This is a genomic window from Nitrosopumilus piranensis, assembly GCF_000875775.1.
In the GTDB taxonomy this organism is placed as follows: Archaea; Thermoproteota; Nitrososphaeria; order Nitrososphaerales; family Nitrosopumilaceae; genus Nitrosopumilus; species Nitrosopumilus piranensis.
Genome location: NZ_CP010868.1, coordinates 245,165 through 270,871, shown reverse-complemented (window position 1 = coordinate 270,871; position 25,707 = coordinate 245,165). Strand labels below are relative to the sequence as shown.

The following is a 25,707-nucleotide window of genomic DNA, read 5'->3' as shown; positions in this document are numbered from 1 at the left end:
ATAACTATGGTGCCCCAATAAATTTATGCAATTGAGGAACAACCTTGACATCAATGTAATGTGGATAAACAATATCATACAAACTCAGTAAGAGATCAAGGGTTGGCTCTGCAACACCATATGTTGGTTGAATAATAAATCCATCAATGTCGTCTTTTGATATTATATCAAAGATTTGATTTACTAGTTCTTGAAAATCATCAGGTTTAGTTTTGGAGCTTACAACTATTTTGATGTAAGTTGTTTTTTTTGCATCTACAGAGGATTTTAGACATTTCATAGTATGTCCAATTAATTTTTCATAATGTTGCGAGTCGACAAAGTCTGAGTCTTTTGTTTTGAATTCAATCTTTATAATGTCAATAAATGGCAAAACGTGATTGAATCTATCAATATCAAAGCATGAGGATTCAAGATAGGTAGGTATTTTTTTGTCTTGAATATGCTTTGCAAGAAATGCTACTGCTTGATGTTGAATGAGTGGATCACCACCTGTGAAATTTACTTTGTATGTTTGATTTTTCAAATTAGAGTCAATTAGTTGATTTGCTTCTTCAATGGAATATTCTGTTCCAGAGTCAAGTGGAAGAGATTCCTTGGTATCACAATAAAAACAAGTAAAGGGGCATCCTGCAAGTCTTATGAAAAGTGTCTTGGTACCGTAAAGAATTCCTTCACCTTCAACTGACGTAAATATCTCAAATAGTCTTACTTTCAAGTAATAATAGTAATTTTTTTCATTATTTATTCAATGAGTTTCTAATGCATTACTGGTTCTTTTGAGTAGAATAATCCAGAGATGAAAAATACTATTCCTAGAATTCCAATAGTACTTCCAACAAGTTCTATTTGATTTTGGAAATCTCCTTCCATTGGAGCCCATAACAAGGCCATCAAGGCACCAACTACAATCATTGGAATTCCCACTCCAACTGTAATTGCTTTAGATACCATGCTCAATCCTGTTTGGAAAATGTATAATAAGTTTATGATGATTTTTGTGGATTTGAAAATTATTGACGGATATTAACTACGAGTTGTTTTGCAGTAATGATGTTGTTTTGAGAATCATAGCTAATTACATAGAGTAATGCATATGAACCATTTGGAAATGGTGTAACGTTATTGATGGTTATACTATCATCGGTTGTAAATTTGACAACATTTGGTGTGCAACTAACACAACCTATTTTGTAGTTTTTAGCTGAACTATCATGATTCCAAGTTATCTCTACAGTTGCTGAATCGCCATTGTAGTTTGAAACAGATGTTCTAACAGTATCTAGGGGTTCGGCAAATGCTTCGTTTGTAGAAATGACACCTATTACTAATACCAATAGTGCTAGTAATGCTAAACTCTTCAATTCTCTTCCTCCAAATCGTTTCGTAATTTGACCATATTTAGAAGATCTTTTTTGTAAATTTCAACTACGCCTAGTCTTTCTAGTCTTTTCACTGCTCTCCACATTGTGGTTCTTGGTTGAAGGAACTTTTTTCTTAGATCACTTTCAAAGACTTGGCCATCATTTTCAGAGATAAATTTGACAATCTCTTTGTCGTCTTCTCTCATGTCTGGTCTAAGTTTGAAAATTGTTTCAGGATTTAGTGAATCTAGTTTTGTTGGTTTTGTAGTTTGGATTGTATTTGTTTGTAATTGAGGTTTTGATTGTCTCTTTTTTGCTACAATCACGGAAGCAATTGCAGCTGCTGCAATTGAACCAACTATCAAACCAATAGTAACAGAATCAAATGAGAATTCAGATGGAGTTGCAGGAACATCTGCTGGTGTACTAAAAATATAGTCAATTTGTGCAGGGCCGGTAGGAATTTCTAATTTAATTTGGGAATCTAGTTGCTCCATGTTTTCAGGCAAGATATTCATTCCCACAATAACGGAATTTTCTGGCATTAGTAAAGAGTAGTTTGTAGGAGAATCAAATGAAAATGTCCATACTCTACCTTCTTTAGAAATTAAGTCATGAATATCATAGTTAACGGTAATAGAGGAATAATCACTTGTTTGAATCACCGCCTTGTCTTCAATTACATTTCCAGATAATGTAGTTCCATCTTCTGCAATTGCAAAGAAATTATCAATTGAGGGACCAAAAAGACTAAGTTCATAGTTTGAAGAATTCACATCAATTTGAGATGAGATATGAGTAGAACCATCAGTATTGATGATTAGGTCAAGAGTTCGAGTAGTGGCAAATGAGGTCTGCAAAGGTATCGTTAGTGCTACAACTAGAAGTCCTGCAACGATCAGGGGTGCATTAACCATTGTATCGATGATACTATCAGTCCTTACAAAAAGCATTCCATCTTCTCGAAACTCTGTCCTATGAATTGGTACGATTTGTGGGTTCATTGGCTAATACCTTAGGTTCATGCTCTCCACAAGTCCCTGAAATCTCTTGAACTCCTGGAAAAACTGAAGTCCTTTTTCAGTGATTTGAAAGACTCTATTTCTGTCGTTTTTGACAGACTCGACTAAGCCTGCTTCTACCAGTTTCTCACACTTATCTAGTACTGCATAGTGAGATAGGTTGGCTTTGCGAGATATTGCAGATACAATGATTCCATCACGACCGCCATCAGCAGTAACGTTTAGGATATCACCCATGATGCCCATTTCGGACCTGTATTGTTGTTTTGACATGGTATAGTATACAATTAATTAGTTATTGAGGAACATTTTGAAACACCATAGCGGAACGCAAAGCGGAACGCCGATTTGACTTGGAAAAATGGCTAATTTTTGACAAAATCGTTGCGGGAAAGAAAATTCCTAGAAATTTTGTGTGTATTTTTTTGTTTGAAAAATTGTCATTTTCTTGTAAAAGTTTGGTTTTTTGAAAAATTGGAGAAAAATGTCTTAATTTACAAGATTTTCAAGGAATTTGGTATATAAAGAACAGAATGTTTCCTGTTCGTTCCTAATCTATCAATTTGATGTGTACTTCTTATGGTAAAACCCCAAAATAGAACTATTGGTGTTATTGCTGTTCTTTTGATGCTTGGGGCATCCCCAATAACTGTAACCTATTCGTTTGCAGATAGTACTGGAGTTTATGAGCCAAAAGCAAGTTCCAAAAAAGACGGACTAGAAGTAATTCTAACTGAAAAAGTGGTTGATGGAAAACTCCTTGTTCAGCGCTATGTCTTGCCAGATGATACTTCAAAAGACGATATGCAGAGAATGCTATCTACTGAATCATCAGAATGGGCATATGTCAATTACAAGACGTATAATGCAGGAATTACTCTCTTTGATGGAAAGGCAATTAAGGTCGGGCAAGACTTGTGGGAGATTTCAACTAATGGAATCCTAAGTCTTGAAGAAAAAGAGTTTGACCTAGAATTAAGTGGAAAATCCAATGGTTCTCATGCAGTCATGCATGGAACTACCTCAGATGAGGATCTCAACTACAAAGTCGTATTTTCTGGAAAAGTTTCAGAAAACGAGAATATCTTTGAAGTTTTCTTTAATTCTGCAGCAAATCCTGAGATGGGTCAAAATATCAGATTTCTTCAGATTGGTGCTACCAATTTTGGAAAATCAGTTGATTTTAACCAAGAGTTCAAAAACACAATTTCGGTGAGATAATTCACCAAATTTTCCTTTTTTTGAGTAAAAATCATTCACCTTGTCAGCTTTGAGATCCATAGTAACTTTTTATTCTCATTTTGAAAAGTAAATCATAAAATGTTTGATAAATTCAAGAAAGAAGAGGGTGGAGAGATGGTAGAAGAAAGACCTGAAGAAAATACTACAGAAGAGGCTCCAGAATCTACTGTTACTGAGACTTCAAGTCAGATTGGAATTGGAGAATTGATGGGAAAACGTGCCCAGCTTGAAGAAGCAATTGATTATGTCGGTTTAATGATTAAAAATCTCAAAGATAAACGAACTATGCTTGAGAAAGATATTGAGGAAGAATCAGTAGATATCAAGAATCTCAAAGAGAAATTACAAAAGGTCAGTGAATATATTGAAGAAGAAAACAGAGGAATTTCACAACTTGCTGAAAAAAGAAAGCAAGTAGAATCTGAAGCAGATGAAGTAGGCTCCATAATCAACAATTTACGAGAGAAGTTATCAGGTGTTGACAGAGTTATTGATGATGAAGGTAGCCGAGTAAGAAAGATAAAAGAATCTCGAGAGTCAGCAGAATAGTTTTATTAAAATTTTAAAAAATTTTCTAATTCAGATCATTTGGATTTTGACCCACAACACTTTGATTCTAATTTAGATAATTTATCAGATTCCTTCTGAGCTTTTTCAGCTTCTCTTTGAGCTTTCTCCTCTTCAATCTAATCCAATCTCTTCTGCATATGCAAAAGAATTTGAAGATACTCCGATAACAAATACTGTAAATGCAAATATAAAAATTATTTTCTTGTCAAACGAAATAGAGTTTTTTTATTCCCATGCCTCTCTAGAGATAGAGATAGTAAAATTGAATATAAGAAAAAGAATGTGATCAGTAGTAAGTATTATAACATATCAAACAGTTTTTTTCAAAAATTAATTTCTAGTAAAATTTAGAGGTTGTAGCAGTGGATGTACTTGCATCAGATGGAACTGATGGGAACATTTGTCCTGCAGAACTTTCTGCTACTGCTGCAGCTTCTTTGAGAATATTTTCAGATTCAGCGTTTGTGGTCTCATCCATTCCAAAGGCAGCATCACCTGAGAAACTCTCAGTCATAAATCCGCCTAGCATTTCAGCCATCTGACCAATTTCAGCCTCTGCACCTGGCATTACTTTTCCAAGTGAGGATTTGAGATTCTTCATTAGACCCATAGTTGGCATGATAGCAACTACAGTATCTCCAAGATCACTAAATGTTGTTAATCTTAATTCAATTTGCTCTAATGCAATTCTTGCACCGCTCATAATTTTGATAACTTTTCTAATTTCTGCAAGCTCATTTCCTAAAACTTTGCTTGTCTGAGTATCATGTTTTTGTGTTGCCTCTACAATTCTTGCAAATAGTTTTCCATCGCGCTCTTGTAAGCTAGAAAGCATAGTATCTAATTTTTGAATTTGTAATCGTAATTTTTTGACTCCTTCTTGAACTCTTGGTTTTAGTGCACCTTTTGGCTTTACAACATCATTGATTTTTTCACCAATGCTAGGAGTTGGAGGTTTGGTCCACTTTTTACTCAAATTAGCCATGGTTTTGCTTTAGAAAAACGTACTTAATTTCAAGTGTTAAGAATGATTCACAGCATGTGTAACTTCACTAACAAAGGTAAAAAAACTAGCCCAAAAATCTATTTACTGTTTTTCGTGGCATAAATCATGAGTGCGTCTTTTGGTTTTGATTTGCCCAATAATTCCAAGGAACTTACAGACAAGGAATATGTGAATCTAGTAAATCGAATAAGAGGTAATTTTCTTAGCTATGTTTCAGTATTGGATTCAACTCTTACAGTGATTATTTCAGATCTGTTTCTAAGAGACAAAAATGATTTTGCCTTATGGGCAAAAACTGTTTTTGATGAAGATAGAACAGCATCATTTGGAACAAAGATAGTTTGGATTTCAAGAATCATGAAAAACCACGAAGATTTCAAAAAAGAGATTGATGAGAAAACAAGAGTAAAGATTCAACAAAAGCTAAATGAAATTAGAGAGATTAGAAATGATTTTGCACATAATTTTGCACATAACAAAAATGTAGAACCTGAAAATGTAAAAAACAGAATTATCAAGCTATATGATTTTGAAGAAGGAACAACTACTCCAAGATTATTCAAGATGCAAGAAATTATGGATTTGATAAATGATCCATGGATTTTAGAACATCTTGAAAAATTAGAAATGCTAACAAAAAAGATAAGAGAAAATTAGAAATTTATTTTTATAATGGAATGTAGGCTTTATTTTAGTGAATAAAAAAATAGTAATCATTCCCATAGTTATAATTATTGGAATTTTTATAATGAATTTTTTATCAGAAGAATCTGATGAGAAAAATAATGTTGTTTTTCATGTAACATTGGCAGATCCTAATTTGTATATTGATGGAGTTTATTCAGATACATTTGAGATTGCTAGTGGGGAATATTCATTTAGATTTGTTCCAAATGGCAGTAGCCCAGAAATTTTATCCATTTCACTAAATGGTGAAAAGATAGATTTTTCAGAAGATTTCAAATTACAGAGCACGTTACATGAGACAGGGATTTCACAGTATTTTACATGGGAGTATATTGGGCAAAAAGAAATTTCTATTTCAGAGAATCAGCAGATTATAATCACTATTAATCCAAATGGAAATGTGATGGGTTCAGTATCAGTTGATATTTTACAAAATTAGAAGAGGCGTAATCCCCTTCATTGCAGAACAATGAGAGATTCCCTCTCTATGTCAAACGGCTATTGCGTTTGATTGCCTATGTAGTTCTGCGGGGTTACGCGATTTTAGTCGATAGGAATTATATCCTTCGGCATTATTTATTATAGGAACTTCAAGTATTTAATACTTAATCTTATAAATTATAAATAATTCTTTATTTTTTGAAAAATTTTATTCCTATTTATTAAAAATCGATCTATAAATTACGAATTTTTATTCTAAAACTATTGAGCTTATCAGGAAAGGTTGCCCTAGTAACAGGTGGTAGTAGAGGAATTGGATTTGCTACTGCTAAAATTTTATCAGATAATGGAGCTAGTGTAGCAATTACAGGAAAAGATCCAGACCGATTAGAAGAGTCAGCTACTAAGATTTCTAATTCATTTGCAATTGTTGCGGATATAAGGAATTCAGATCAGGTAAAAAATGCAATAGAAAAAACTATTGAAAAATTTGGTAGACTAGATATTCTTGTAAATAATGCAGGAATTTTTCCAAGAATAAAACAACTACATGAGATTGAAGAAGATGAATGGGATGAAGTTTTAGATGTAAATCTTACAGGACAGTTCAGAGTCACAAAAGAGGCAATTCCTCATTTACAAAAAACATCAGGTTCAATAATCAATATCTCATCAGATGCAGGCTTAAAGGCATATCAAGGATTTAATGCTGATGCATATTCTGCAACAAAGGCTGCATTAATTGTACTTACAAAATGTTGGGCCCTTGAATATTCAAAAGATAAGATTAGAGTAAACTGTATCTGTCCAGGAGTGGTAGATACTGATATGACAAAACCGTTTGTAAAAACCCAAAAAGATAGAGATTTCATGGATGCAGAGCATCCACTAGGCAGAATGGGAAAACCTGAAGAAGTGGCAAAAGCTGTACTCTATTTTGCCTCAGATGATGCATCTTGGACTACAGGAGCAATTCTTGCAGTAGATGGAGGGGAATCTACAAAATAAATTCACATGAATTTAATATCACCCAAAGAAGATGAATTATGATGAAGAGTAGAAAAGCAAAAGCAAAACTGATTATATTGTTAGGAGTTATTTGGGTAATTGTTTCCTTACCACTTCCATGGATTGTAAATAATCCACTAGTTTCAGAATCTCAGTTTTTCACAATTCTTGGAATTATCGGTATTGTTTCTATTCCATTTATTGCACTTGGAGTAGTATGGACACTAAAACCAGAACTTACAACCTAGGTATAGATTTTGAACGATATTCCAATCTCAGAAAAGATTCCTGAATTAGATATTGCAATCAAGGCAGCTCAAGAGGCAGGAGATGCAATTTTGGAGATTTACAAAGGTGAATTTGAAGAATTCATCAAAAAAGATGATTCTCCAATTACAGAGGCAGACCTAAAGAGCAATGAGATCATCAAAAAAATTCTTTCTCAAACAAAGCATAAAATTTTATCTGAAGAGGACAATGATGATCAGAGTAGATTATCTGAAGAAATAATTTGGATAGTGGATCCATTGGATGGTACTTCAGATTTTATTGATAAAACAGGTGAATTTACTGTAATGATTGCACTTGTAAAAAATAAAAAACCAATTCTTGGTGTAATAGGTTGGCCCACTGAAAAAACATTATTTGTGGCACAACAAGGAAATGGTGCATTTCGATATTCAAATGGAGAATGGAAAAAAATCTCAGTAACTTCGATAGAGGAAATCCCAAAATGCAGAACTATAGGTTCAAGACATCATTTATCAGACAAAGAAAAGGCATTTATCAAAAAATTAGGAATTGATGATTTTACTAGCATAGGTAGCTCATTAAAAGTTGGAAAAATTGCATCAGGTGAGGCTGAAGCATACATCACAACTACAGATAAAATGAAAGAATGGGATTCAGCAGCATCATATTGTATAATTTCAGAGGCAGGTGGAAAAATGACAGACATGTTAGGAAACGACATCACATACAACAACAAAGAAGTACATCATCAAAATGGAATTCTAGTTACAAATGGAATTATTCATCAAACAATAGTTGATGAATTTAAAAAATTAGAGTAGATTTCTTGATTTAAGAAATTCCTTTACTTTGTTTGCGCTATCAGCAAGTGATTCATTTTCTGTATCAACTATGAGATCAGCTTTTTCAGGAGCTTCATAAGGATCGTCAATTCCTGTAAATCCTTTGATTTCTCCTTTTCGTGCTTTAGCATACATGCCTTTGACGTCTCTTTCTTCACACTTTTCTAATGAACATTTGACATAGCATTCTGCAAACTGATCACCTGCATCAATAATCTTTCTGGCATTTTCTCTGTTTTCAAGATATGGTGAAACTAAAGATACTGCACTTGGAACACCATGTTTTAACAATAGTTTTGCCAAGTGAGCAACTTTTTTGTTGTGCTCATCACGCCCTGCTTTTGAAAAATCTTTTGGAGAAAACCATTCTCTTAATTCATCTCCGTCAAGCATTGCCAAATTTGGAATATCTTTTTGCAAGTCTTTTACGATGGTAGTCTTTCCAGAACATGGAAGACCAGTCATCCAAAGTACAAAAGGCTTCATGAGAGAAAAACTTCAAGTAGCCCATAAAGAGCTTACGTTAGTTTTTGAACCAAGGTTGATTCTCCAAAAAATCAATTTCTTTAATCATATCCTCAACCTTCTTGACAACTGCAAATATTGATCTGTATTGCTCATACATGTCTGTTTCTTCTTCTTTTGATAATACATTAGCTTCTGCATCATCAAAAAATTTATTTTCTTTATTTAGATGATCGTTTAGAAATATTGCATATGTTTTAAGATATCTAGAAACAGGTTCTCTTGCATCTTGTCCTGCTTTCCATCGTTTTAGATGATGATGAATTTTTCTTGCAACATTTCTTCCAAACTCATGTTCAACTAGAAATTTATGAATTTCATCTTTTAGAGAATCATAGCTTGCAACACATGGAAAATAGGAGTCCTCTTCTCTAGAGTGGTGAATTGTATCTACAAATTCAGATATGATGATAGTAATCTTTGTAAGATCAGAAAGCGGAATATCAGCTCCATCTTTTAATTCTTCAGCACATTTGAAAACAATTTTTTCAAGACGTCGTACCTGTACATGATCTGCTCTAAGTTCATTTGTAGCACTCATTCAAGAAAAGATTGTTTAGGTTGATTTAATGTGTATCTAAAATCACTACAAAGCCTAAAATGATAAACCCAATCTAGTTTAATTTTTATCCCAAGATATCGAGATGCAATCAGAATTGAATCCCATAGTATTATCTATCTTAAATTTGATTAGAGGACAATTTGGAGAAAATCCATTGGCTAATTTGGATTCAAGTTTTATTTTAGAAAAATTTACAGAATTACAAAGTTCGGTTGAAATAATATCTATTCAAGATGATGGAATTATTGCTCCAGCTCATGTAATTTTGCTTGCCGCAGGTGTTGTCATATTTCTTGGAGTTGCAGGTGAGGCATTTTTTAAGAAAACCGGAATTCCCGATGTTGCATTCTTAATGATTCTAGGAGTAATAATAGGACCAGTTTTAGGTTTGATTCAACCTGAGGCCGTAATTCAAGTGGTGCCATACTTTGCAGCACTTGCATTGATAATTATCATGTTTGATGGTGGTTTGAATTTAGATATCAAACATGTCATAAAGACTGCTCATTTTTCATCTACTCTAGCTATTCTCGGATTTATTTTATCTGTTGCAGTAATAGCAATTGCAGCTCATTATGCATTAGGGTGGTTATGGTTGGAAAGTATTTTGTTGGGTTCAATTGTAGGTGGAAGTAGTTCTGCAATTGTTTTTGGATTAGTTAGAAATGTCAAGATATCTGAAGAAGCAAAATCAATGCTAAGTTTTGAGTCGGCTCTGACTGATATTTTGGCTACAATTATTGCATTCATTTTATTTGAAGCAGTACTTGCAGGAACCTTTGATCTTCAAACATTACAAGAGACTATTGGAAGAGCAGTTGTTGTAGGTCTAATTCTAGGATTTGGTGTTGGAATTCCTTGGATGTATGTATCAACAAAGCTTGGAAATGCTCAACACGCATACATGCTCACATTGGGAATTTTGTTTGTCTTGTTCTTTTTGGCAAACTCATTTGGTGAATCAGGTGCTTTGACTGCACTAGTATTTGGATTAATGCTTGGAAATAAGAATCACCTTTCACGAATACTGAAGTTTAAGCTACCAAGAATTGAGATGGATGATCCAACTCACAACCAACTCACGTTTTTGGTAAGAGCATTTTTCTTTGTATTTGTTGGATTAATGGCTAGTTTTGGACAAATAGAATATGTTGTGTTTGGAATATTAATTACAATTGTAGTTTTCTTTGGAAGAGCAATTGTTGCAAAAGTGACATTAACAAAAAGATTCTCCAGATTGGATAGAGCTGTTACAAATTCTATGATTCCAAGAGGATTGGCTGCAGCAGTACTTGCCACATACCCAATAACTATGGGTCTCTCAAATGCAGAAGCATACCCACAGATTATTTTCTTTATCATTTTATCATCTGTAATTATTACAACAATTGGAATGGGAAGAGCAAAAAACATCCCCCCTCCAGAATCTAAAGAAGGGGGATTTGTAAAGCCACCTGAAGATTCTGATGAGGGTGTATCTTTAGATGAATCAGCAAAGATTGAAGATTTGGGGGATGAATCAAATGAAGGCGGATTTGTAAAAAAATCTAATTCTCAAGAATAACTATGCAGAACTATCAGTTTTAGAAATTATAGTTCTAATGATTCTTTGAGACCCTTGTACCTGTTTCTGATAGTAACTTCAGTCACGTTTGCAGCCTCTGCAATATCTCTTTGAGTTTTATCCTCGCCATTTTTGACACAAGACAAGTATAATGCGGCAGCTGCTAATCCCATTGGATCTTTTCCTGCTGAAACTTCGTTTTCTTGAGCTTTTTTGAGTACTTTGACTGCATATCTTTTTGTTTTTTCTGCAATTCCAATTCTACTTGCAATTCTTGCAACACATTGAATTGAATCAGTTACTGGCATTTTCAAGTCAAGTTCTTTAACAAGCAATCTATAGCATCTTGCAATATCTTTTCTTTTGATGTTTGCTGCTTGTTCAACATCTTTTAGATTTCTTGGTGTTTCTGTATCACGACATGCAGCATATAGTGCTGATGCCATCAAAGCTGAAATCGAACGTCCCCTAACTAGTCCTTTGTCTAGTGCTTTTCTGTAAATATAAGCTGCCTTTTCAATTACAGCATCTGAAATTGCTAATTTGTCTTTTAGCCTGTTTAATTCGCTAAATGCCTGTCTAAAGTTTCTATCAACGGGTTCATGAACCTGACTTCTACTATCCCAAGTTCTTAATCGCTCAATGGTACTTTTCATAGATGCTGTAAGTGGTCTTCCAGAAGCATCTTTGTTTACTGGATTAATTATTGTAGCAAGACCCATGTCATGCATAGTCAATGAGGTAGGAGCTCCTGCTCTTGCTCTATCACCATGTTCATCTTGTGTAAAGGATCTCCATTCAGGACCTGCTTCTTGTAATTTCTCAGTGATTACAAATCCACATTTAGAGCAAAACATCTCTCCGGATTCATTATCAGTAACTAGTTTTCCCTGTGCACATCGTGGACAGAGTTCTTTTGTTTTACTTACCATGATTATTTCTAGAATCCTCCGTTGGTTGGTATTTATGAATCAACAAGTTTTTTGCAAAAATTTTGAGCCTAATAATAACACAGAATAGGGATTATGGAGTTATTTTAGGTAGGAAATGAAGACAATTTGGGCTATCCCTCTACTAATTGGAGTCTTTGTGCTAATTCCAAATGTTCATGCAGAAACTCTAGTTCAAAATCTCGAAGGTGGGATGGATATTGAGATTACACATCCTGATGAAATTGTGTTAGGACGAGAAGGGATTATCTCTATTTTAGTAAAAAATAACGGATGGGAAGAAAAACAAGATATTTCATTTCAGTTCTTGGTATCAGAGATTCCAGGATTGGGAGTAGATCCAAAAAATGTTAGAATTGATAAATTAGCTGAGGGTGGATCATATGGAGAAAATGTCAATCTAAAAATAACAAATGATGCTAGTCCAGGAATTCATTTTCTTAATATAAAATATTCTCAAGTTCTTGTTTCAAATAATGAAACACCACAAAAACCATTCTTTCATGACATTGCAATTCCAATTATAATAAAAGAAGATCCAAATGTAAAAATTCATACAAAGACTCCTGAATCAATTTTTGCAAATGCAGAATTTCCTATTGATGTCGAAGTAATATCTGAAGATATTGATATTACAAATGTAAAAATCAAAATTATTCCACCCAAAGATATCGAGTTTAGAGGAGAAACATTACATTCCTTTTCTAAAATACAAAAAAATACACCTATAGGAATAACATCACGAATTATCACACCAACTGAAGAAGTAAACACGGAATACAAGATTCCGTTTGAAATTATTGTGCAATATACAGATGATGTTGGAGAACAAAAAGAAGATTCACAAACTGTTTCAATAGTTCTACGGCCTAGAACATTTATGGAATTGACAACTGATGGTGGTATATGGATTGGAGATTTTTTTATTGCGCCCTATGTTAGTCTTGGAACAATTATAGGAATTCCGGCAGGCACTATCCTATCACTATTAGTAAGAAGAAGGACATCACCAAAAAAACGTTCAAGAAAGAAAAAAGTCTAAGACTCTAGTTTTTCTTTTATTAATTGAATATATTTTTGACTATATTTTGTAAATAATTGAATTTTAAGTTGTGATAAAGCCATAGCGCCAGGTCTGCTATTTACATGGGCCTCTGCAGCTTTTTGTTGCTCTAGTAGTTTTTCAAGATTTTCTTTTGATTGTGATTCTAGTTTAGATTGTAAGGTTGCAAGTTCATTTTCTAAATTTTTTTGTGTATCAGGGATTGCAGGTGGTTCAGCACCAATGATTTCTTTTGTTGTGATACTTCCAAATACTTTTTCATCTAAATAATGCAACAGCCAAAAATGGATTACTAGTATTATAAATTTAATTTGAAAGAAATTCAAAAACTGTGTTGCAGTGCAATCAAACCTTTTATTTTTGAATAATTTTAGATTTCATTGATGACATATTGTATTGGTAAATGCAAAGAGTACAAAGCCCTAAAACCATCTCAAATTGGAAGATATGCTGCAGGGCAAAAAAGATGTAATTATTGTGAAGTGTTTGTAGAATATGATGGATTGGCGTGTCCATGTTGCAATAGACAATTAAGGTGTTTACCTAGAAGTAGAAAAGGAAAAGAAAAGTATCTATCTCAAATTGTTTTAAAAAAACAACTACTGAATTGAGATTGTTTTCTTTTTTTGTGGATTTAGATTTTGGTAGTGTTATATCTAAAACCCCATCACTAAGATCTACTTATAAGAAATCAATACTAGTAAAATTATGGCAATACCTTCAGATATAGAAGAATTTGTTGAAAAGCACATCAAGTTAATGATATCTCAGACAGAGTCATATTTGCCATTTATCAAAGTTGCATTTCCATACTCAAATAATATTGCAGATGGAGTATACAATTTAATCATTGGAAGTGCTTTGTCTGTATTTGTCAATCAATATGCAATGAGAATGAAAAATCCAACTGTAGAAGATTTTTCAGATTTTGGAAAGATTGCATTAAAGTATAGAGATCAAATTGATCATTTTTTTGCATAACTATGACAATTCGCCTAGAAAATGAACAGTATCATTTGTAACAATTACAGTTCGATCTTTTGGGACATGAAATAGTTTTTTTGAACCATTGGATTGGACAATTAATTTTGAAAATGGATCTTTGAGTGATTTGTACAGTATACCTTTATCGCCTAGTGATTGTGACCAATGAGTACCTTGAACAAATGAAATTGTTTGAAATTTTACGACTTGATATGAGTAAACCATTACTAATCAATTAGAGATTATTGCACTCATTAATGATTTTCCTCCAATTAGTGCTCCAATAGATAATCCAATATTGGCAACAATATTGGCTGCAAGTGTTCCATACTGATTATTTTCTAATAAATTAGTAGAATCAAGCGCAAATGAGGACATTGTTGTAAGAGAACCACAAAATCCTATTGCCGCAAAAAGAGAATATCTTCCATCAAGATTCCATTGTTGTGAAACAACAATAAACGCACCAAGAATAAATGCGCCAATCACATTTACTATCAAAACGTTTAGTGGTAATGTATTGAAAATCAAAGGAGATTCTGTAATTTTGTATCTTAGAAATGCGCCAAGAACAGAACCTGCTGCAAGGAAGATAAACTCTAATCCTTCATATCTGAATCAAAATACCAGACATTATTAGTGCTATTTGAGACATTTTAGGTTCAAAACGCCTAATTTCGTTTTGGTGTGGAATACATGTCTATAGTTTTTATAGGTTCAATATTTGTCCCAGACTGAATGACCCTCAAACTAAGATGCGAAGACTATGGTTTTGAATGTCAATATGAAATTGATGAAGAAAAATCTGTCAGCACAATTGAGAAACTAAGAAATCATTTTGAAGAAGAACACGGAATCGATTATACTGTAGAAGCAGTTACACAAATGATTCAAAATCGTGGCCATTCTTTAGAATCAATTAGAAAATAATTTTTAAAATAATTTCTTTTTCATTTTTAACATTTAATACAATGTATGATGTATAACTTTCAGGAAGTTATTTTTCTAAAAAGATTAGGAATTTTTGGTTTGCAAAGTTTAGTTTTGATTACAAATTTTCCTATAACACTTTGTTTTTATTTTATGTTGACCAATAATAGGCAACAGTGGTAGAAAATTATTCAAATGATTATGATGTCAAGTGTAAACTAGACGCTTGCAAAACCTACCCTGCAATAACAGATTCTGAAAGAGGAGAAATTGTTTGTGGGGGTTGCGGTCTTATCCTAGTGCAAAACTTAGCTGACGCATCATATGAAAACAACGGTTACACTCAGGAAGACTTTATGAAGCAAACGAGAACAGGTCCTGCAACATCACTAACGATGTTTGATAAAGGACTATCAACTATAATTGGAAACAACAAAGATTCTTCAGGAAATGCATTATCAAGTAAAACAAAATATGAATTCAATAGACTCCGAACATGGGATCAAAGGAGCAAATCAAGAAAAACTGCTACTTTGAGCAAGGCATTTACTTTGCTTCATTCAATGAAGACAAAGTTGGGAATACCAGACAATGTTGTGGAGAGTGCTGCCTATATTTACAGAAAAACAGTTAGTGCAAAATTAACACGAGGTAGAACAATGACATCATTGATTTCAGCCTCTTTGTATGCAGCATGTAGAGAAAACAATATTCCACGAACATTAGACGACATTGCAGATGCTGGTAATGTAGAAAGAAGAATACTTTCCCGAGATTTGAGAACCATAATCAAAAGGCTTGGATTGAATCTTAATCAGTATGACACATCCTCATTTATCTCAAAAATTTCAAACAACATGAATTTGAAAGAAAAGACCAAACGAGGAGCGTTTGAAATACTAAAGCGCTGTGAGGAAAAAAAGATCACTGCTGGAAAGCATCCAGTTGCACAGGCTGCTGCATCATTATACATCTCATGTATAATTAATGGTGAGAAAATCAGTCAGAAAAAATTCTCATTAGAGGCAGGAGTAAGTGATGTTACAATACGAAACAGAGCTATGTTGATTAAGAAAACATTAAAGCTTGATGAGTAAAAAGTCCAAAATATCCTACATGTTAATTGTAGGAGAAATTATTTTTTCATAAAATACTTCTTTTAGTTGATTTACTAAATCCATGATTACACGAAGTTGTTCCATTGTAATTTCTTTTAGACTCTTTATCTTTTCTTGTAATTCAGATATTTGGGCTTGCAAACCCGATTTTTCATTCTTTAGAGTAGAGATCTGGCCTTGAAGATTCTTGTTTTGTTGTTTGAGTTTTTCATTTTCTTCAGTTAGCCTTTGAATTTTTTCTGATTCAGTTTCTTCAGGAAATGGATTAGGGGCAGGTTCTGGTTCTGGTAGCGGTATTGGTTTGGGTTCTGGTGAAGGTCCAGGAATTTCTGGAGGTTCTGGTTCTTGCTCAGTTTCAGCTGCAAACAGTGGTTGCATGCCAAATGACATTACTATAACAGATAATCCAAACACAAAACTAATTTTCATTTTTTATCCCAAAAAGATTAAAGTAATTTTGTATATGAATATGATTATTCATTGTTAATAATGAAAAAGAAGGTTACTTGTAGAAATCAGGCTCTTGATCTCTTTTTTGTTTTGGGAGATCATCCATTACGGCTTGAACCACTTCGTTGTGATTGTATGTTAAGTGTCTAAGAAATTTTGCAGATTCATCTGCCCTAGTTTTTTCATCAGCAAATAACATCTCGGGACTGCTTAGCTCTGCCATCATGGTATTACATTCTTGGCATGGGTCAAAATCAAGATACAGTTTCATGTTTTTTCTCATTTTCTTTAGTATTTAGACTATTTTATGGAAGTAGTGGGTGAGCCTCTTTCTTTTGAGGCTTTACTTTATCGATTGCGTCAATTAGTTCTTGCTGAGATATCTTGATATCTTTTACATTTTGTGTGTTTCCGCTAACATATTTCTTAAGTGCTGTAATTGCTGCTCTATTTGCAACTGCTGCAATCTCTGCACCACTGAATCCATCTGTCAACTCTACAAGTTTTGCAATGTTTACATCACTTGCAAGAGGCTTCTTTTTGGTATGAATTTCAAAGATATGTCGTCTTCCTTTAGAATCAGGATTTGGAACTTCAATGATTCTGTCAAATCTTCCAGGTCTAAGTAGGGCTTCATCTACAATATCTAACCGATTTGTTGCACCAATTATCAATACGTTATGTAGTTCTTCAAGACCATCAATCTCAGTTAGAATTTGAGACACCACACTTTCTGTTACATGTGATTCAGAACCGCCGCTACCTCTTCGTGGTACAAGTGCATCAACTTCATCTAAGAAAATTATACATGGTGCAGCTTGTCGTGCTTTTCTGAAAATCTCTCTGACTCCTTTTTCGGATTCACCTACCCATTTTGAAAGCAATTCAGGTCCCTTTATGCTGATAAAGTTAGACTCGGTCATTTTTGCAAGTGCTTTTGCAATCAATGTCTTACCAGTTCCAGGTGGACCATGGAGTAAGATTCCTTTTGGTGTTTCAACATCAACATAGTCAAATGCTTCTTTGTGTTTAATTGGCCATTCAATTGCTTCACGCAATTCTTCTTTTAGTTCATCAAGACCACCAACATCATCCCAACCAACATCAGGAATTTGCACTTGGACTTCGCGTAGTGCACTAGGTCTTACCTCTTTTAGTGCGTCCCTAAAGTCCTCACTTGTAATCTGAATCTTTTGAAGAAGTTCTGATGAGATTTTTTCTTCATCAAGATCAATTTCAGGAAGAATTCTGCGAAGTGATCTCATGGCAGCTTCTTTGGATAATACTTCTAAATCAGCTCCAACAAATCCATGTGTCGTCTTTGAAATTTGTTTTAGATCAACTTTTTCATCAATTGGCATTCCACGTGTATGTATGGATAGAATTTCAAATCTTCCTTCATCATCAGGAATTCCAATTTCAATTTCTCTATCAAATCTACCTGGCCTTCTAAGAGCTGGATCAATAGAGTCTGGTCTGTTTGTAGCTGCAATCACCACCACTTTACCTCTAGATTTCATTCCATCCATCAGTGTCAATAATTGAGAAACAATTCTCTTTTCAACTTCTCCAGAGACTTCATCTCGTTTTGGGGCAATAGAGTCTATTTCATCAATGAATACAATACTTGGAGAATTTTCTTCAGCTTGCTTGAAAATTTCTCTAATTTTTTCTTCACTTTCTCCATAATATTTGCCCATGATTTCAGGACCACTTAGAGAGATAAAGTGGGCATTAGTTTCTCCTGCTACTGCTTTTGCAAGAAGGGTTTTTCCAGTACCAGGTGGACCATATAGTAGGACTCCTTTTGGCGCTTCTACACCTATTTTATCAAATAGTTCAGGATGTCTCATAGGTAGTTCAATCATCTCACGAATTTTTTGTACTTCATTTTTGAGACCACCTAATTCATCATAGGTTATTCTTGGAACAGATGCATCAACTGCCTTTGTCATTGTTCCAAGCTTGAATGCAGTGCTTTCAGTAACAATTACTGGTTTTGATGGCTTTGTGCTAGTTACAATAAATTGAACTCGTCCACCCATCTGCGTATTAAGAGATAGTGTATCTCCAGTTGTAAAAACGTGATTAAGATAATTATAAGTCATATACTCTTGTAGTCCTTCGGCTGAAATTTTTTCAGTAGGAGATAAAACAATTTGTTCTGCATTTGCAGCTGAAACTGATTTTAATGAGATTTTATCACCAATACCTGCACCAATATTTTGCCTTGTCATTCCATCAATTTTGATAATTCCAGTTCCATAATCTTCAGGATTTCCTGGCCAAAGTTTTACATGTGTTTTTTTATTATATGTTAATTCTAAGATTTGTCCAGTATTCCAATTTTGATCTTCAATAATTTTCGGATCAACTATGGCTCTTCCTCTACCAACATGTTGTTGTGGAATTTCATCAACTTTTAAAATAATTTCACTCATTTTCTCACCTCAAAAATTTTTGGGGGGTTTATTCAACCTCCACCTTTTTACCCGTAGGTTTTTCTTCAACTAATTTGAAGACTAGTTGTAGAATTCCGTTTTTGTAGGAAGCCTTTGCAGAATTCTCATCAACTTTGTGTTGTAGTGGAACTTTTGCATGATATTTCTTATCACCATGTTCTGCAGAAAGATCTACAACCTTGTTGTCAACAACAATTTTGACATCAGTCTTTTCAACTCCTGGCATCTCAGCTATGAGTTTTACGACTTTGTCTTTTTCATCAACAATTGTGTCAACGATTGGTTCTCGTGCATCAGAAGTTGGAAGTTGGCCTGGTTTGACATTTCCATATTCCTTTACAATTGGTTTCCCATCTGGACCTACGGTCATGGTGTAACCATAGTAAAATGGACCCGATTCAGAACCATTTCTATTGAATTCCTCAAAAATGTCATCCGTATCAAAAAAAGATCTTGACATTTTTTTGAAGATTCTATCAATTTCGCTATCAAAGAACATTGTCATATTCACCTATAATATGTAATGTATATGACATTATATAAAGATTATTGATATTTCTTTGATTTCTTACATAATGCTATTATAACTGACATTATATAATAATCTTAATGAGAGTTGCCAGTATGTCTGTGCCTGAAGTAGTCAGAGAGATAATCACTAGAAATCGTTCAATTTATGATTGTATGAAGATGGATTTGATAAATTACACAGCATTAGCAGTAAAGATCCAACCAGAGATAGAAAGAATTCTTGGAAATCGTGTTAACCTCAATACAATTGTTGTAGCAATTAAGAGATATGCAGATTCATTTGAAGTTAAAGAAGAGGTAAAGGAAGAGTCGGTTTTGAAGAATGCTAGATTGGCATTAACTGATGGAATAATGGATATTAAATTTTCAATTAAAGATTCTAATCAAATGGATCCAATGGTGATTTTGGATAAATTCTCAAAGATTACTAATAATTATGAATTTTTTAGAATGTCTGACTCCTTTAGGTTTCTCACAGAAGATATGGAAGACATTAGGCAAATTTTTGATAATGTTTCAGATAGAGAAAATGTGTTCAGTACAGGTCTTGCAAAAATTAAGATCACAATACCAAATTCACAGAATCAGTCAGATGTGGTTTCTTATGTCGCAGAAGTTTTACATGCAAATGGCATCGAACTAGTTAATGCTTTTTTCAGCCAGGATAACATCATAATTATTCTGAATGAAAAAGACGCATCAAGGGCATATGAGATTTTACATTCAGATATTATGAGGGCCTAATAACAGGTACGCACTCATATTTTATGAGAAATAAACTCATAGGATATATTCAGTATTTTTATGGGTAAAGCAAATGGCCCGAAATAAGAAGAAAATTGTTATTCTAGGAGGGGGTTTTGCAGGCTTGCAATGTACTAGGCAATTAGAGGAATATTTCAAAAATGAGTCAGAAATTGAGATTGTTTTAGTAAGTGAAGATAATTTTCTTTTGTTTACTCCAATGCTGCCCCAAGTAGCATCTGGAATGATTGAAACTAGACATATTGTAATGCCAATTAGAACAATTACAAAAAAAGCAATTTTCTATGAAGGCAGAGTCAAAAATATTGATCCCTATGGGAAGATTGTAAATTTGTGGGGAAGTGGAAATAAGAGAGGCATTTCACTTCATTATGATTTTCTTGTTGTAGCATTAGGAAGTGAAACCAACTTTTTTGGAATGAGTGATCTTGAGAAAAATGCCTACCAGATGAAGACGCTCAATGATGCAGTCATGGTTAGAAATAGAATGATAGACATGTTGGAGCAGGCAGAAAATGAAACTAATCCAATTCTAAAACATAGTCTTCTAACATTTGTTGTTGTTGGAGGGGGGTTTGCAGGGATAGAGACAGCAGGAGAAATAATGGATCTTTTGTTAGATGTTAGAAAATATTACCCAAATATCAAAAAAGAAGATATTCGAGTTGTTGTGTTAGAGGCATTACCAAACATTTTACCTGGTTTTTCTGAAAGCCTTGCAAAATTTGCACAAGAAAAACTAACAGAACATGGAATTGAAATAAAGTTGCAAACAGCTGTTACTAGTTTTAATGGTGATGAAGTCATGATAAAGAGGTTAGATGTTGATAAAGATGCAGTAGATGATTCGATCGTAAGTTCAATTCAATCAAAGACTGTAATATGGACTGCAGGTGTTACACCGGTTAATACTATCAAAAGATCATTATTCAAAACAGACAAAGGAAAAATTATCATTGATAAGAATTTGGAAGTAAATGATTTTCCAGGTGTTTTTGCAATTGGGGATTGTGCATTATTTATGGACCCTAACACTCAAAGACCATTTGCACCAACTGCACAAATTGCAGAAGCTCAGGCAAAGATTGCAGCAAAAAATCTTTATGCCCTGATAAGAAATAAGGAAAAAACAGAATTCTTGTATAAATCAAAAGGCCAGATGGCAATTATTGGAAAGAGAACAGGTATTGCATCATTTTTAGGGATGAATATTCACGGTATCTTTGCATGGTTCCTTTGGAGAAACATTTACCTCTCCAAAATTCCAACATGGGATAAACGATTTAGAGTATTTTTAGACTGGACAGCTGATGCAATTTTTGATAGAGATATTTCTAGACTAAAATTCATGAGACGTGAGCCAGAAAAAGAATACAAAGTACTTGATGAAGTCGATGATGTTTGGTAGTTAGTTTAATTTTCTAATTTTATAGATGATTATTGCAGGTGCAGCAAAATACATTCCAATATTCATTAGAATAATGCTTACACCATAAGAGATCATTTCTTGTTCAGAATTAATTTCAACATAATTTAGTAGTGAAAGAGTAGACAACATCGGAGTGATTGATAATTTTACAATTTCTTTGAATAGTGGGGATTCACGCTCTAAATCAGATATCATAGGAGAAAATGAATAGTACAGTTGGTTAAATCCACTCATAAATGTAGTTCCTGACTCTGTTGCAAGAATAGTGTTATCTCTAAGTTCTCTTAGTTTTTGAACCTGTGGCGCCATTTCAGAACCAAATGTAGCAGTTGCAATTAGACACCCACCATTTTCATCAGATCCATTAGTTGGGGATTCCTCAGATAATTTTTTAAAAGAATTTATTGTTTCATCAAATCTTTCAAGTTGAGAATCAAAATCATCTATTCCATTACTATATGAAAAAGTGTAATAATCATCTGAATCATAAATCATCACTTCCTTAAATTTTACATTGTAAGTTTGATTGTTAGCAGAAAAGATCCCTTCTGCATTAATTACATATGCATCATTTCCATTAATTGTAGTTTGTTCCTTTGAGATTAGATTCAATTGTCCCGTTTCAATAACTTGGGTTAATTGTTCAATTTTTTCAGAAATTAGATCATCCATACTTTTTTGATTAGTAGGGATAATTGTAAGAGAAAAGACAGGGTTCATTTCTCCAATTTTAGGCCCTACTGCAACAAAATCAGGTGAGTTTTCTTGTGTTTTTTCTGGTTGTTGTAAGAGCCAGCCTTCAGGCATATTAAACGTAATATCATACTCTTCACTTTCAAATTGTTGGTTTCCAGTAGGTGGTAAAACACTAGTTTGTATTCGCTCAGGCTCTGTTAATTCAAGTATATCAGGAATTTCAGAACGTGGCACAACTGAAACTTTGGTAATTCTAACTTGTTCTGGATTTAGAGGAATGTCTTTATCCCCAGTAGGAACAGATGCAATTTTATCAAGTGTTTCAAAGCTTTCCTCAGTTACAATTCTTCCAAATACACTATATTGTTCATCAAGAAAATTAGAATCTTGATGAACTATAAAAAACTGTGAGCCTCCACTATTTGGATCAGCAGATCTTGCCATAGAAACAATTCCACGATTATGTTTTATTGTGTTAAATTCAGCATCCAATCTTTCTTCTGGACCGCCAGTTCCCCATGTACTTGGATCACCATCAATAGTATTTGGATCACCACCTTGAATCATAAATCCTGGAATTATTCTATGAAAAAGTGTATTGTCATAAAATCCTCCTTGAGCTAATTTAATGAAATTTTGTACATGATTCGGAGCATCGTTTGGGAAAAATCCTATTACAATTTTTCCAAGTTCAGTTTCAATAACTACTACTGGATCCATTATTTGTATATGATTAAGTTCGATTTGAGCCCAACCTTGAGTTCCAAATCCAATAAAAAATAATGAAATAGTTATTGTAAGAAATATCTTATTCAATATTTTTTGTCTAGGTGCCTTACTTAAAAGCCAATTGTATTAGTTTTTAACAAAGTCAGATAGATTAGACGATATGCAACCTGATGAAAAGATTCAGGCACATATTGTCTCAGTGTGGAGAGAATCAAGGAAATTTTTCTCGGTTGGGGGCAAAGAAGGGATGTTAGTTCTAACGGATAGACATCTAATGTTTATTCATAAAACTGAAGCTAAGATGAAATGGTGGAAGGCAATTACTCAAAGACAAGTAATCAATTTTATCAAATCAAAAAATACAATGATTCGTCATGATGGATATGATGAAGAAGAGTTGATGAATGATGTAGAGGACGAAAGAAATGTAGAGTTAGTGTTCGATGATATTTCCAGTATTAGTTTTGAGGAAAAAACTTGGGGTAGTGTTTTACAGTTAGAATATGAAAAAAATGGGAAAAAAGAAAAATTTCAGTATTCAATTGCACAAGATTGGGTAAAATATCCTGCAAAAGAGCCTACAAAATACATGAAGGTAGACTGGGCACCATTTGTGCAATATATTAAAGACAGGCAGAAGTTTACAAAGTAAAATTGGGAAAAGTTTTCGCTTTAGGTGTAGGCCCAGGCTCACCGAAATATGTAACTGAAATTGTCAAAGAGATTATTCAAAAATGTGACATTGTAATTGGTTACAAATATACCCTAAAAACAATTGAGCATCTTCTTCAAGGCAAAGAGGTTCATGAAATTACTATGAGTGATCAGGAAAAATCATATCAAAATATTCTTCCAAAATTAGGAGGTAAAACTTTGGTAATACCATTTACTGGTGACGTAAATTTTTCAGAATCTGAAGTTGTTGATAGATTGATTGAAATTTTTGGTAAGGTGGAGATTGTTCCAGGAATCAGTTCAATCCAAGTAGCAGCATCAAGGGCACAAGTACCACTTGATAAATCCAAAGTAATTACAATGCATGTAACAACCCCAATTGAAGATAAAAAACTAGAGCTGCAAAAGGCATTGATTGATGGATTTAGTGTTGTTTTAGTTCCAAGGCCTTGGCCAAAACAACCAGACAAACATTTCATGCCTTCAGAAATTGCAGTCTACCTTCGTGAAAATGGCTTTGATACTGCAAAAATAAAGGTCCATGTTTTTGAAGCCATAACCACCGAAAACGAAACTAATTTTGAGGGGACTGTAAAAGATTTAGAAGGAAAAGAATTTTCGGATTTGTCAGTAATGGTATTTAATCAAACAAGTCTAGATTCATACATTAATTATAGATGGCAATGGGAAAACTAATTTCCTAGATTCTGACCTTGTCTAAGAAGTAAATTATCTGAATCGGGAAATACATATGCTATAATTCTCATCCAACCATAATCTGGATCAATTAATCTATAGAATCCTGTTTCACTAAATGTTATGTTGACTGATTTTCCTGGTGCGATCATACCAGTATCTACTCGTTCATCAACAACAAAATCACAATTGTAAACTTCTGAACGTTCGCCAAAAGTACTAAATCCTTTAGCGAGAGATGTATCAACATCTCGACAAATATTTCCGTTATTAAGATTTCTTTCTGAGCCTACTATAATACCACTAACTAAACTATGAGGTACTACATCATCATTTACAATTTTAATTGTTGTATCAGGTCCAATTGATATTCTTTCAGATGAAAAATACCCTAATCGTTGTGCATTTGAACCGGTAGTAGATAATCCAATATAACTATCAGAACCACCTTGTAAAGAGGCTCCTTTGATAATACGAATTGTAATTTCTTTTGATTCCTCAGGTGTTTTTACTACATCAATTTTAGATAATGAAGAAAGTTTTGTAGTATAAATTATCTTGTGAGTTTCATCAGGTGTTGTAATTCTACCAGTAAAACCATAAACTGCTGCGTCTTTACTTTCTGCAACCAATCTTCCAAAGAAGCTTATTGTAGTATCAAATCCAGTAGAGCTTTCTATGTTTCCATTAATTCTAATATAACGGCCTTCGCGCAAAAATTTTCCTTCTAATTCTGTGATTATAAATTCCTCATCATTAAGTGTAACAAATCCATCATCGATTACAAAGTTGATTGAGCTTCCACGTTGCATTTGAGTGGACAATCCTAGATCAATTTCTGTAAGTTTAATTTGTTCTTCAGTTACAGCAAAGCCAGAACCCTCTAAAAGAAAGGGTTGATTTTCAGAAATTTCTGCAAATGATTCATTGAAAAGATATCCTGAGAAAGCTATGAGTAGTGTTAGTAACGATACAGCTAACTTCACAATAGATTTGTCTTCTAATTTGGTTTATAATTTGCTACTAAATTATTTTAGATGTATCATATAGTATATCTAAACACCATTTTTGAGGCTAAATTGTTGATTTAAGATTCAAATTTTTGGATAAATTGCTTTATTAGATGAAGATATTCATTCAAAAG

General features: G+C 33.5%; 35 protein-coding genes. 17 read left to right on the top strand and 18 right to left on the bottom strand.

All coding sequences use genetic code 11. From position 1 onward, the window contains the following. Nucleotides 1–4: 4 nt before the first annotated feature. Genes NPIRD3C_RS01485 through NPIRD3C_RS01465 form a run of 5 tightly spaced genes read right to left on the bottom strand, consistent with a single transcriptional unit; the run spans nt 5 to nt 2,659 of the window. Nucleotides 5–718, bottom strand: coding sequence for a 7-carboxy-7-deazaguanine synthase QueE (locus NPIRD3C_RS01485; RefSeq protein WP_148702516.1), 714 nt, complete (start codon nt 716–718; stop codon nt 5–7). A 41-nt stretch (nt 719–759) separates the two neighbouring features. Next, the gene (locus NPIRD3C_RS01480) at nt 760–954 is read right to left on the bottom strand and encodes a hypothetical protein (protein ID WP_148702515.1); all 195 of its coding nucleotides are present in this window, start codon (nt 952–954) and stop codon (nt 760–762) included. A gap of 59 nt (nt 955–1,013) precedes the next feature. Then, nucleotides 1,014–1,364: a hypothetical protein gene (locus NPIRD3C_RS01475; RefSeq protein ID WP_148702514.1), complete on the bottom strand. Its 351-nt coding sequence runs from the start codon at nt 1,362–1,364 to the stop codon at nt 1,014–1,016. Then, nucleotides 1,361–2,368, bottom strand: a complete 1,008-nt coding sequence (locus NPIRD3C_RS01470; RefSeq protein ID WP_148702513.1) for a helix-turn-helix transcriptional regulator — start codon at nt 2,366–2,368, stop codon at nt 1,361–1,363. Before NPIRD3C_RS01470 ends, NPIRD3C_RS01475 begins: the two co-directional genes overlap by 4 nt. Nucleotides 2,369–2,371: 3 nt before the next feature. After that, nucleotides 2,372–2,659 carry a winged helix-turn-helix domain-containing protein gene (locus tag NPIRD3C_RS01465; protein WP_182126253.1) on the bottom strand — a complete coding sequence of 96 codons (288 nt, stop codon included), beginning with the start codon at nt 2,657–2,659 and terminating at the stop codon, nt 2,372–2,374. A gap of 306 nt (nt 2,660–2,965) precedes the next feature. On the opposite strand from NPIRD3C_RS01465, the gene NPIRD3C_RS01460 reads away from it, so the two are divergent. Next, nucleotides 2,966–3,607: a hypothetical protein gene (locus NPIRD3C_RS01460; RefSeq protein WP_148702512.1), complete on the top strand. Its 642-nt coding sequence runs from the start codon at nt 2,966–2,968 to the stop codon at nt 3,605–3,607. A gap of 99 nt (nt 3,608–3,706) precedes the next feature. Then, nucleotides 3,707–4,177: a transcriptional regulator gene (locus tag NPIRD3C_RS01455; RefSeq protein WP_148702511.1), complete on the top strand. Its 471-nt coding sequence runs from the start codon at nt 3,707–3,709 to the stop codon at nt 4,175–4,177. A gap of 358 nt (nt 4,178–4,535) precedes the next feature. Here the strand turns inward: NPIRD3C_RS01455 and NPIRD3C_RS01450 are convergent, their stop codons facing one another. Continuing rightward, entirely contained in the window at nt 4,536–5,183 is a 648-nt protein-coding gene (locus tag NPIRD3C_RS01450) for a Snf7 family protein (RefSeq protein WP_148702510.1), read from the bottom strand. A 126-nt stretch (nt 5,184–5,309) separates the two neighbouring features. Here NPIRD3C_RS01450 and NPIRD3C_RS01445 point away from each other — a divergent pair, with 126 nt between their 5' ends. From NPIRD3C_RS01445 to NPIRD3C_RS01425, 5 genes are all read left to right on the top strand, one after another. Further along, nucleotides 5,310–5,861 (top strand): hypothetical protein, encoded by a 552-nt coding sequence (locus tag NPIRD3C_RS01445; protein ID WP_148702509.1) that lies wholly within the window; start codon nt 5,310–5,312, stop codon nt 5,859–5,861. A gap of 37 nt (nt 5,862–5,898) precedes the next feature. Then, complete coding sequence (locus NPIRD3C_RS01440) at nt 5,899–6,330, top strand: hypothetical protein (protein ID WP_148702508.1); 432 nt, start codon at nt 5,899–5,901, stop codon at nt 6,328–6,330. A 266-nt stretch (nt 6,331–6,596) separates the two neighbouring features. Further along, nucleotides 6,597–7,340: an SDR family NAD(P)-dependent oxidoreductase gene (locus NPIRD3C_RS01435; protein ID WP_148702507.1), complete on the top strand. Its 744-nt coding sequence runs from the start codon at nt 6,597–6,599 to the stop codon at nt 7,338–7,340. A gap of 41 nt (nt 7,341–7,381) precedes the next feature. Beyond that, on the top strand, nt 7,382–7,588 hold the full coding sequence (locus NPIRD3C_RS01430) for a hypothetical protein (protein WP_148704082.1): 207 nt from the start codon (nt 7,382–7,384) through the stop codon (nt 7,586–7,588). A gap of 9 nt (nt 7,589–7,597) precedes the next feature. Next, complete coding sequence (locus NPIRD3C_RS01425) at nt 7,598–8,413, top strand: 3'(2'),5'-bisphosphate nucleotidase CysQ family protein (RefSeq protein ID WP_148702506.1); 816 nt, start codon at nt 7,598–7,600, stop codon at nt 8,411–8,413. On the opposite strand, the gene cysC is transcribed toward NPIRD3C_RS01425, so the two are convergent. Continuing rightward, on the bottom strand, nt 8,405–8,920 hold the full coding sequence (cysC, locus tag NPIRD3C_RS01420) for an adenylyl-sulfate kinase (RefSeq protein WP_148702505.1): 516 nt from the start codon (nt 8,918–8,920) through the stop codon (nt 8,405–8,407). The two genes, NPIRD3C_RS01425 and cysC, sit on opposite strands and share 9 nt — an antisense overlap. A 37-nt stretch (nt 8,921–8,957) precedes the next feature. Further along, a complete protein-coding gene (locus NPIRD3C_RS01415) occupies nt 8,958–9,500 on the bottom strand; it encodes a hemerythrin domain-containing protein (RefSeq protein WP_148702504.1) in 543 nt (180 codons plus the stop codon). A gap of 115 nt (nt 9,501–9,615) precedes the next feature. On the opposite strand from NPIRD3C_RS01415, the gene NPIRD3C_RS01410 reads away from it, so the two are divergent. After that, nucleotides 9,616–11,085 carry a cation:proton antiporter gene (locus tag NPIRD3C_RS01410; protein ID WP_148704081.1) on the top strand — a complete coding sequence of 490 codons (1,470 nt, stop codon included), beginning with the start codon at nt 9,616–9,618 and terminating at the stop codon, nt 11,083–11,085. 26 nt (nt 11,086–11,111) lie between these two features. Here the strand turns inward: NPIRD3C_RS01410 and NPIRD3C_RS01405 are convergent, their stop codons facing one another. Then, nucleotides 11,112–12,017, bottom strand: a complete 906-nt coding sequence (locus NPIRD3C_RS01405; RefSeq protein WP_012214407.1) for a transcription initiation factor IIB — start codon at nt 12,015–12,017, stop codon at nt 11,112–11,114. Between the two features lie 115 nt (nt 12,018–12,132). Between NPIRD3C_RS01405 and NPIRD3C_RS01400 the strand changes: the two genes are divergently transcribed. Continuing rightward, a complete protein-coding gene (locus tag NPIRD3C_RS01400) occupies nt 12,133–13,077 on the top strand; it encodes a COG1361 family protein (protein ID WP_148702503.1) in 945 nt (314 codons plus the stop codon). Here the strand turns inward: NPIRD3C_RS01400 and NPIRD3C_RS01395 are convergent. Next, nucleotides 13,074–13,373 (bottom strand): hypothetical protein, encoded by a 300-nt coding sequence (locus tag NPIRD3C_RS01395; protein ID WP_148702502.1) that lies wholly within the window; start codon nt 13,371–13,373, stop codon nt 13,074–13,076. The genes NPIRD3C_RS01400 and NPIRD3C_RS01395 overlap by 4 nt on opposite strands. Before the next feature lie 108 nt (nt 13,374–13,481). Between NPIRD3C_RS01395 and NPIRD3C_RS01390 the strand changes: the two genes are divergently transcribed. Next, nucleotides 13,482–13,709, top strand: a complete 228-nt coding sequence (locus tag NPIRD3C_RS01390; RefSeq protein ID WP_148702501.1) for a hypothetical protein — start codon at nt 13,482–13,484, stop codon at nt 13,707–13,709. A 97-nt stretch (nt 13,710–13,806) separates the two neighbouring features. Further along, the gene (locus tag NPIRD3C_RS01385; protein WP_148702500.1) at nt 13,807–14,079 is read left to right on the top strand and encodes a hypothetical protein; all 273 of its coding nucleotides are present in this window, start codon (nt 13,807–13,809) and stop codon (nt 14,077–14,079) included. Here NPIRD3C_RS01385 and NPIRD3C_RS01380 read toward each other — a convergent pair whose 3' ends face one another. Next, complete coding sequence (locus NPIRD3C_RS01380; RefSeq protein ID WP_148702499.1) at nt 14,080–14,307, bottom strand: hypothetical protein; 228 nt, start codon at nt 14,305–14,307, stop codon at nt 14,080–14,082. A 6-nt stretch (nt 14,308–14,313) separates the two neighbouring features. Further along, a complete protein-coding gene (locus tag NPIRD3C_RS01375) occupies nt 14,314–14,613 on the bottom strand; it encodes a fluoride efflux transporter FluC (RefSeq protein WP_237087687.1) in 300 nt (99 codons plus the stop codon). A gap of 207 nt (nt 14,614–14,820) precedes the next feature. Here NPIRD3C_RS01375 and NPIRD3C_RS01370 point away from each other — a divergent pair, with 207 nt between their 5' ends. Together NPIRD3C_RS01370 and NPIRD3C_RS01365 are read left to right on the top strand one after the other, a co-directional pair. Further along, entirely contained in the window at nt 14,821–15,012 is a 192-nt protein-coding gene (locus NPIRD3C_RS01370; RefSeq protein WP_148702497.1) for a DUF1059 domain-containing protein, read from the top strand. Nucleotides 15,013–15,188: 176 nt separating this feature from the next. Then, a complete protein-coding gene (locus NPIRD3C_RS01365; RefSeq protein ID WP_148702496.1) occupies nt 15,189–16,109 on the top strand; it encodes a transcription initiation factor IIB in 921 nt (306 codons plus the stop codon). Nucleotides 16,110–16,124: 15 nt separating this feature from the next. Here NPIRD3C_RS01365 and NPIRD3C_RS01360 read toward each other — a convergent pair whose 3' ends face one another. The 4 genes from NPIRD3C_RS01360 to hsp20 form a co-directional block, all read right to left on the bottom strand. Further along, nucleotides 16,125–16,559, bottom strand: coding sequence for a coiled-coil domain-containing protein (locus NPIRD3C_RS01360; RefSeq protein WP_148702495.1), 435 nt, complete (start codon nt 16,557–16,559; stop codon nt 16,125–16,127). 73 nt (nt 16,560–16,632) lie between these two features. After that, on the bottom strand, nt 16,633–16,851 hold the full coding sequence (locus NPIRD3C_RS01355; RefSeq protein WP_048083098.1) for a hypothetical protein: 219 nt from the start codon (nt 16,849–16,851) through the stop codon (nt 16,633–16,635). Nucleotides 16,852–16,885: 34 nt separating this feature from the next. Continuing rightward, nucleotides 16,886–19,021, bottom strand: coding sequence for a CDC48 family AAA ATPase (locus NPIRD3C_RS01350; RefSeq protein WP_148702494.1), 2,136 nt, complete (start codon nt 19,019–19,021; stop codon nt 16,886–16,888). Between the two features lie 28 nt (nt 19,022–19,049). Next, nucleotides 19,050–19,547 carry an archaeal heat shock protein Hsp20 gene (gene hsp20 / locus NPIRD3C_RS01345; protein WP_148702493.1) on the bottom strand — a complete coding sequence of 166 codons (498 nt, stop codon included), beginning with the start codon at nt 19,545–19,547 and terminating at the stop codon, nt 19,050–19,052. Between the two features lie 104 nt (nt 19,548–19,651). Here hsp20 and NPIRD3C_RS01340 point away from each other — a divergent pair, with 104 nt between their 5' ends. Then, nucleotides 19,652–20,317: an ACT domain-containing protein gene (locus NPIRD3C_RS01340; RefSeq protein WP_148702492.1), complete on the top strand. Its 666-nt coding sequence runs from the start codon at nt 19,652–19,654 to the stop codon at nt 20,315–20,317. Between the two features lie 73 nt (nt 20,318–20,390). Then, a complete protein-coding gene (locus NPIRD3C_RS01335) occupies nt 20,391–21,746 on the top strand; it encodes an NAD(P)/FAD-dependent oxidoreductase (RefSeq protein ID WP_148702491.1) in 1,356 nt (451 codons plus the stop codon). Here NPIRD3C_RS01335 and NPIRD3C_RS01330 read toward each other — a convergent pair whose 3' ends face one another. Continuing rightward, entirely contained in the window at nt 21,747–23,279 is a 1,533-nt protein-coding gene (locus NPIRD3C_RS01330; RefSeq protein WP_182126246.1) for a peptidylprolyl isomerase, read from the bottom strand. It lies immediately after the preceding gene. 73 nt (nt 23,280–23,352) lie between these two features. Between NPIRD3C_RS01330 and NPIRD3C_RS01325 the strand changes: the two genes are divergently transcribed. Then, nucleotides 23,353–23,844: a hypothetical protein gene (locus NPIRD3C_RS01325; RefSeq protein ID WP_148702490.1), complete on the top strand. Its 492-nt coding sequence runs from the start codon at nt 23,353–23,355 to the stop codon at nt 23,842–23,844. Between the two features lie 2 nt (nt 23,845–23,846). Then, a complete protein-coding gene (cbiE, locus tag NPIRD3C_RS01320) occupies nt 23,847–24,563 on the top strand; it encodes a precorrin-6y C5,15-methyltransferase (decarboxylating) subunit CbiE (protein WP_148702489.1) in 717 nt (238 codons plus the stop codon). On the opposite strand, the gene NPIRD3C_RS01315 is transcribed toward cbiE, so the two are convergent. Next, complete coding sequence (locus NPIRD3C_RS01315; protein WP_192827855.1) at nt 24,560–25,549, bottom strand: cupredoxin domain-containing protein; 990 nt, start codon at nt 25,547–25,549, stop codon at nt 24,560–24,562. The two genes, cbiE and NPIRD3C_RS01315, sit on opposite strands and share 4 nt — an antisense overlap. Nucleotides 25,550–25,707: the final 158 nt, after the last annotated feature.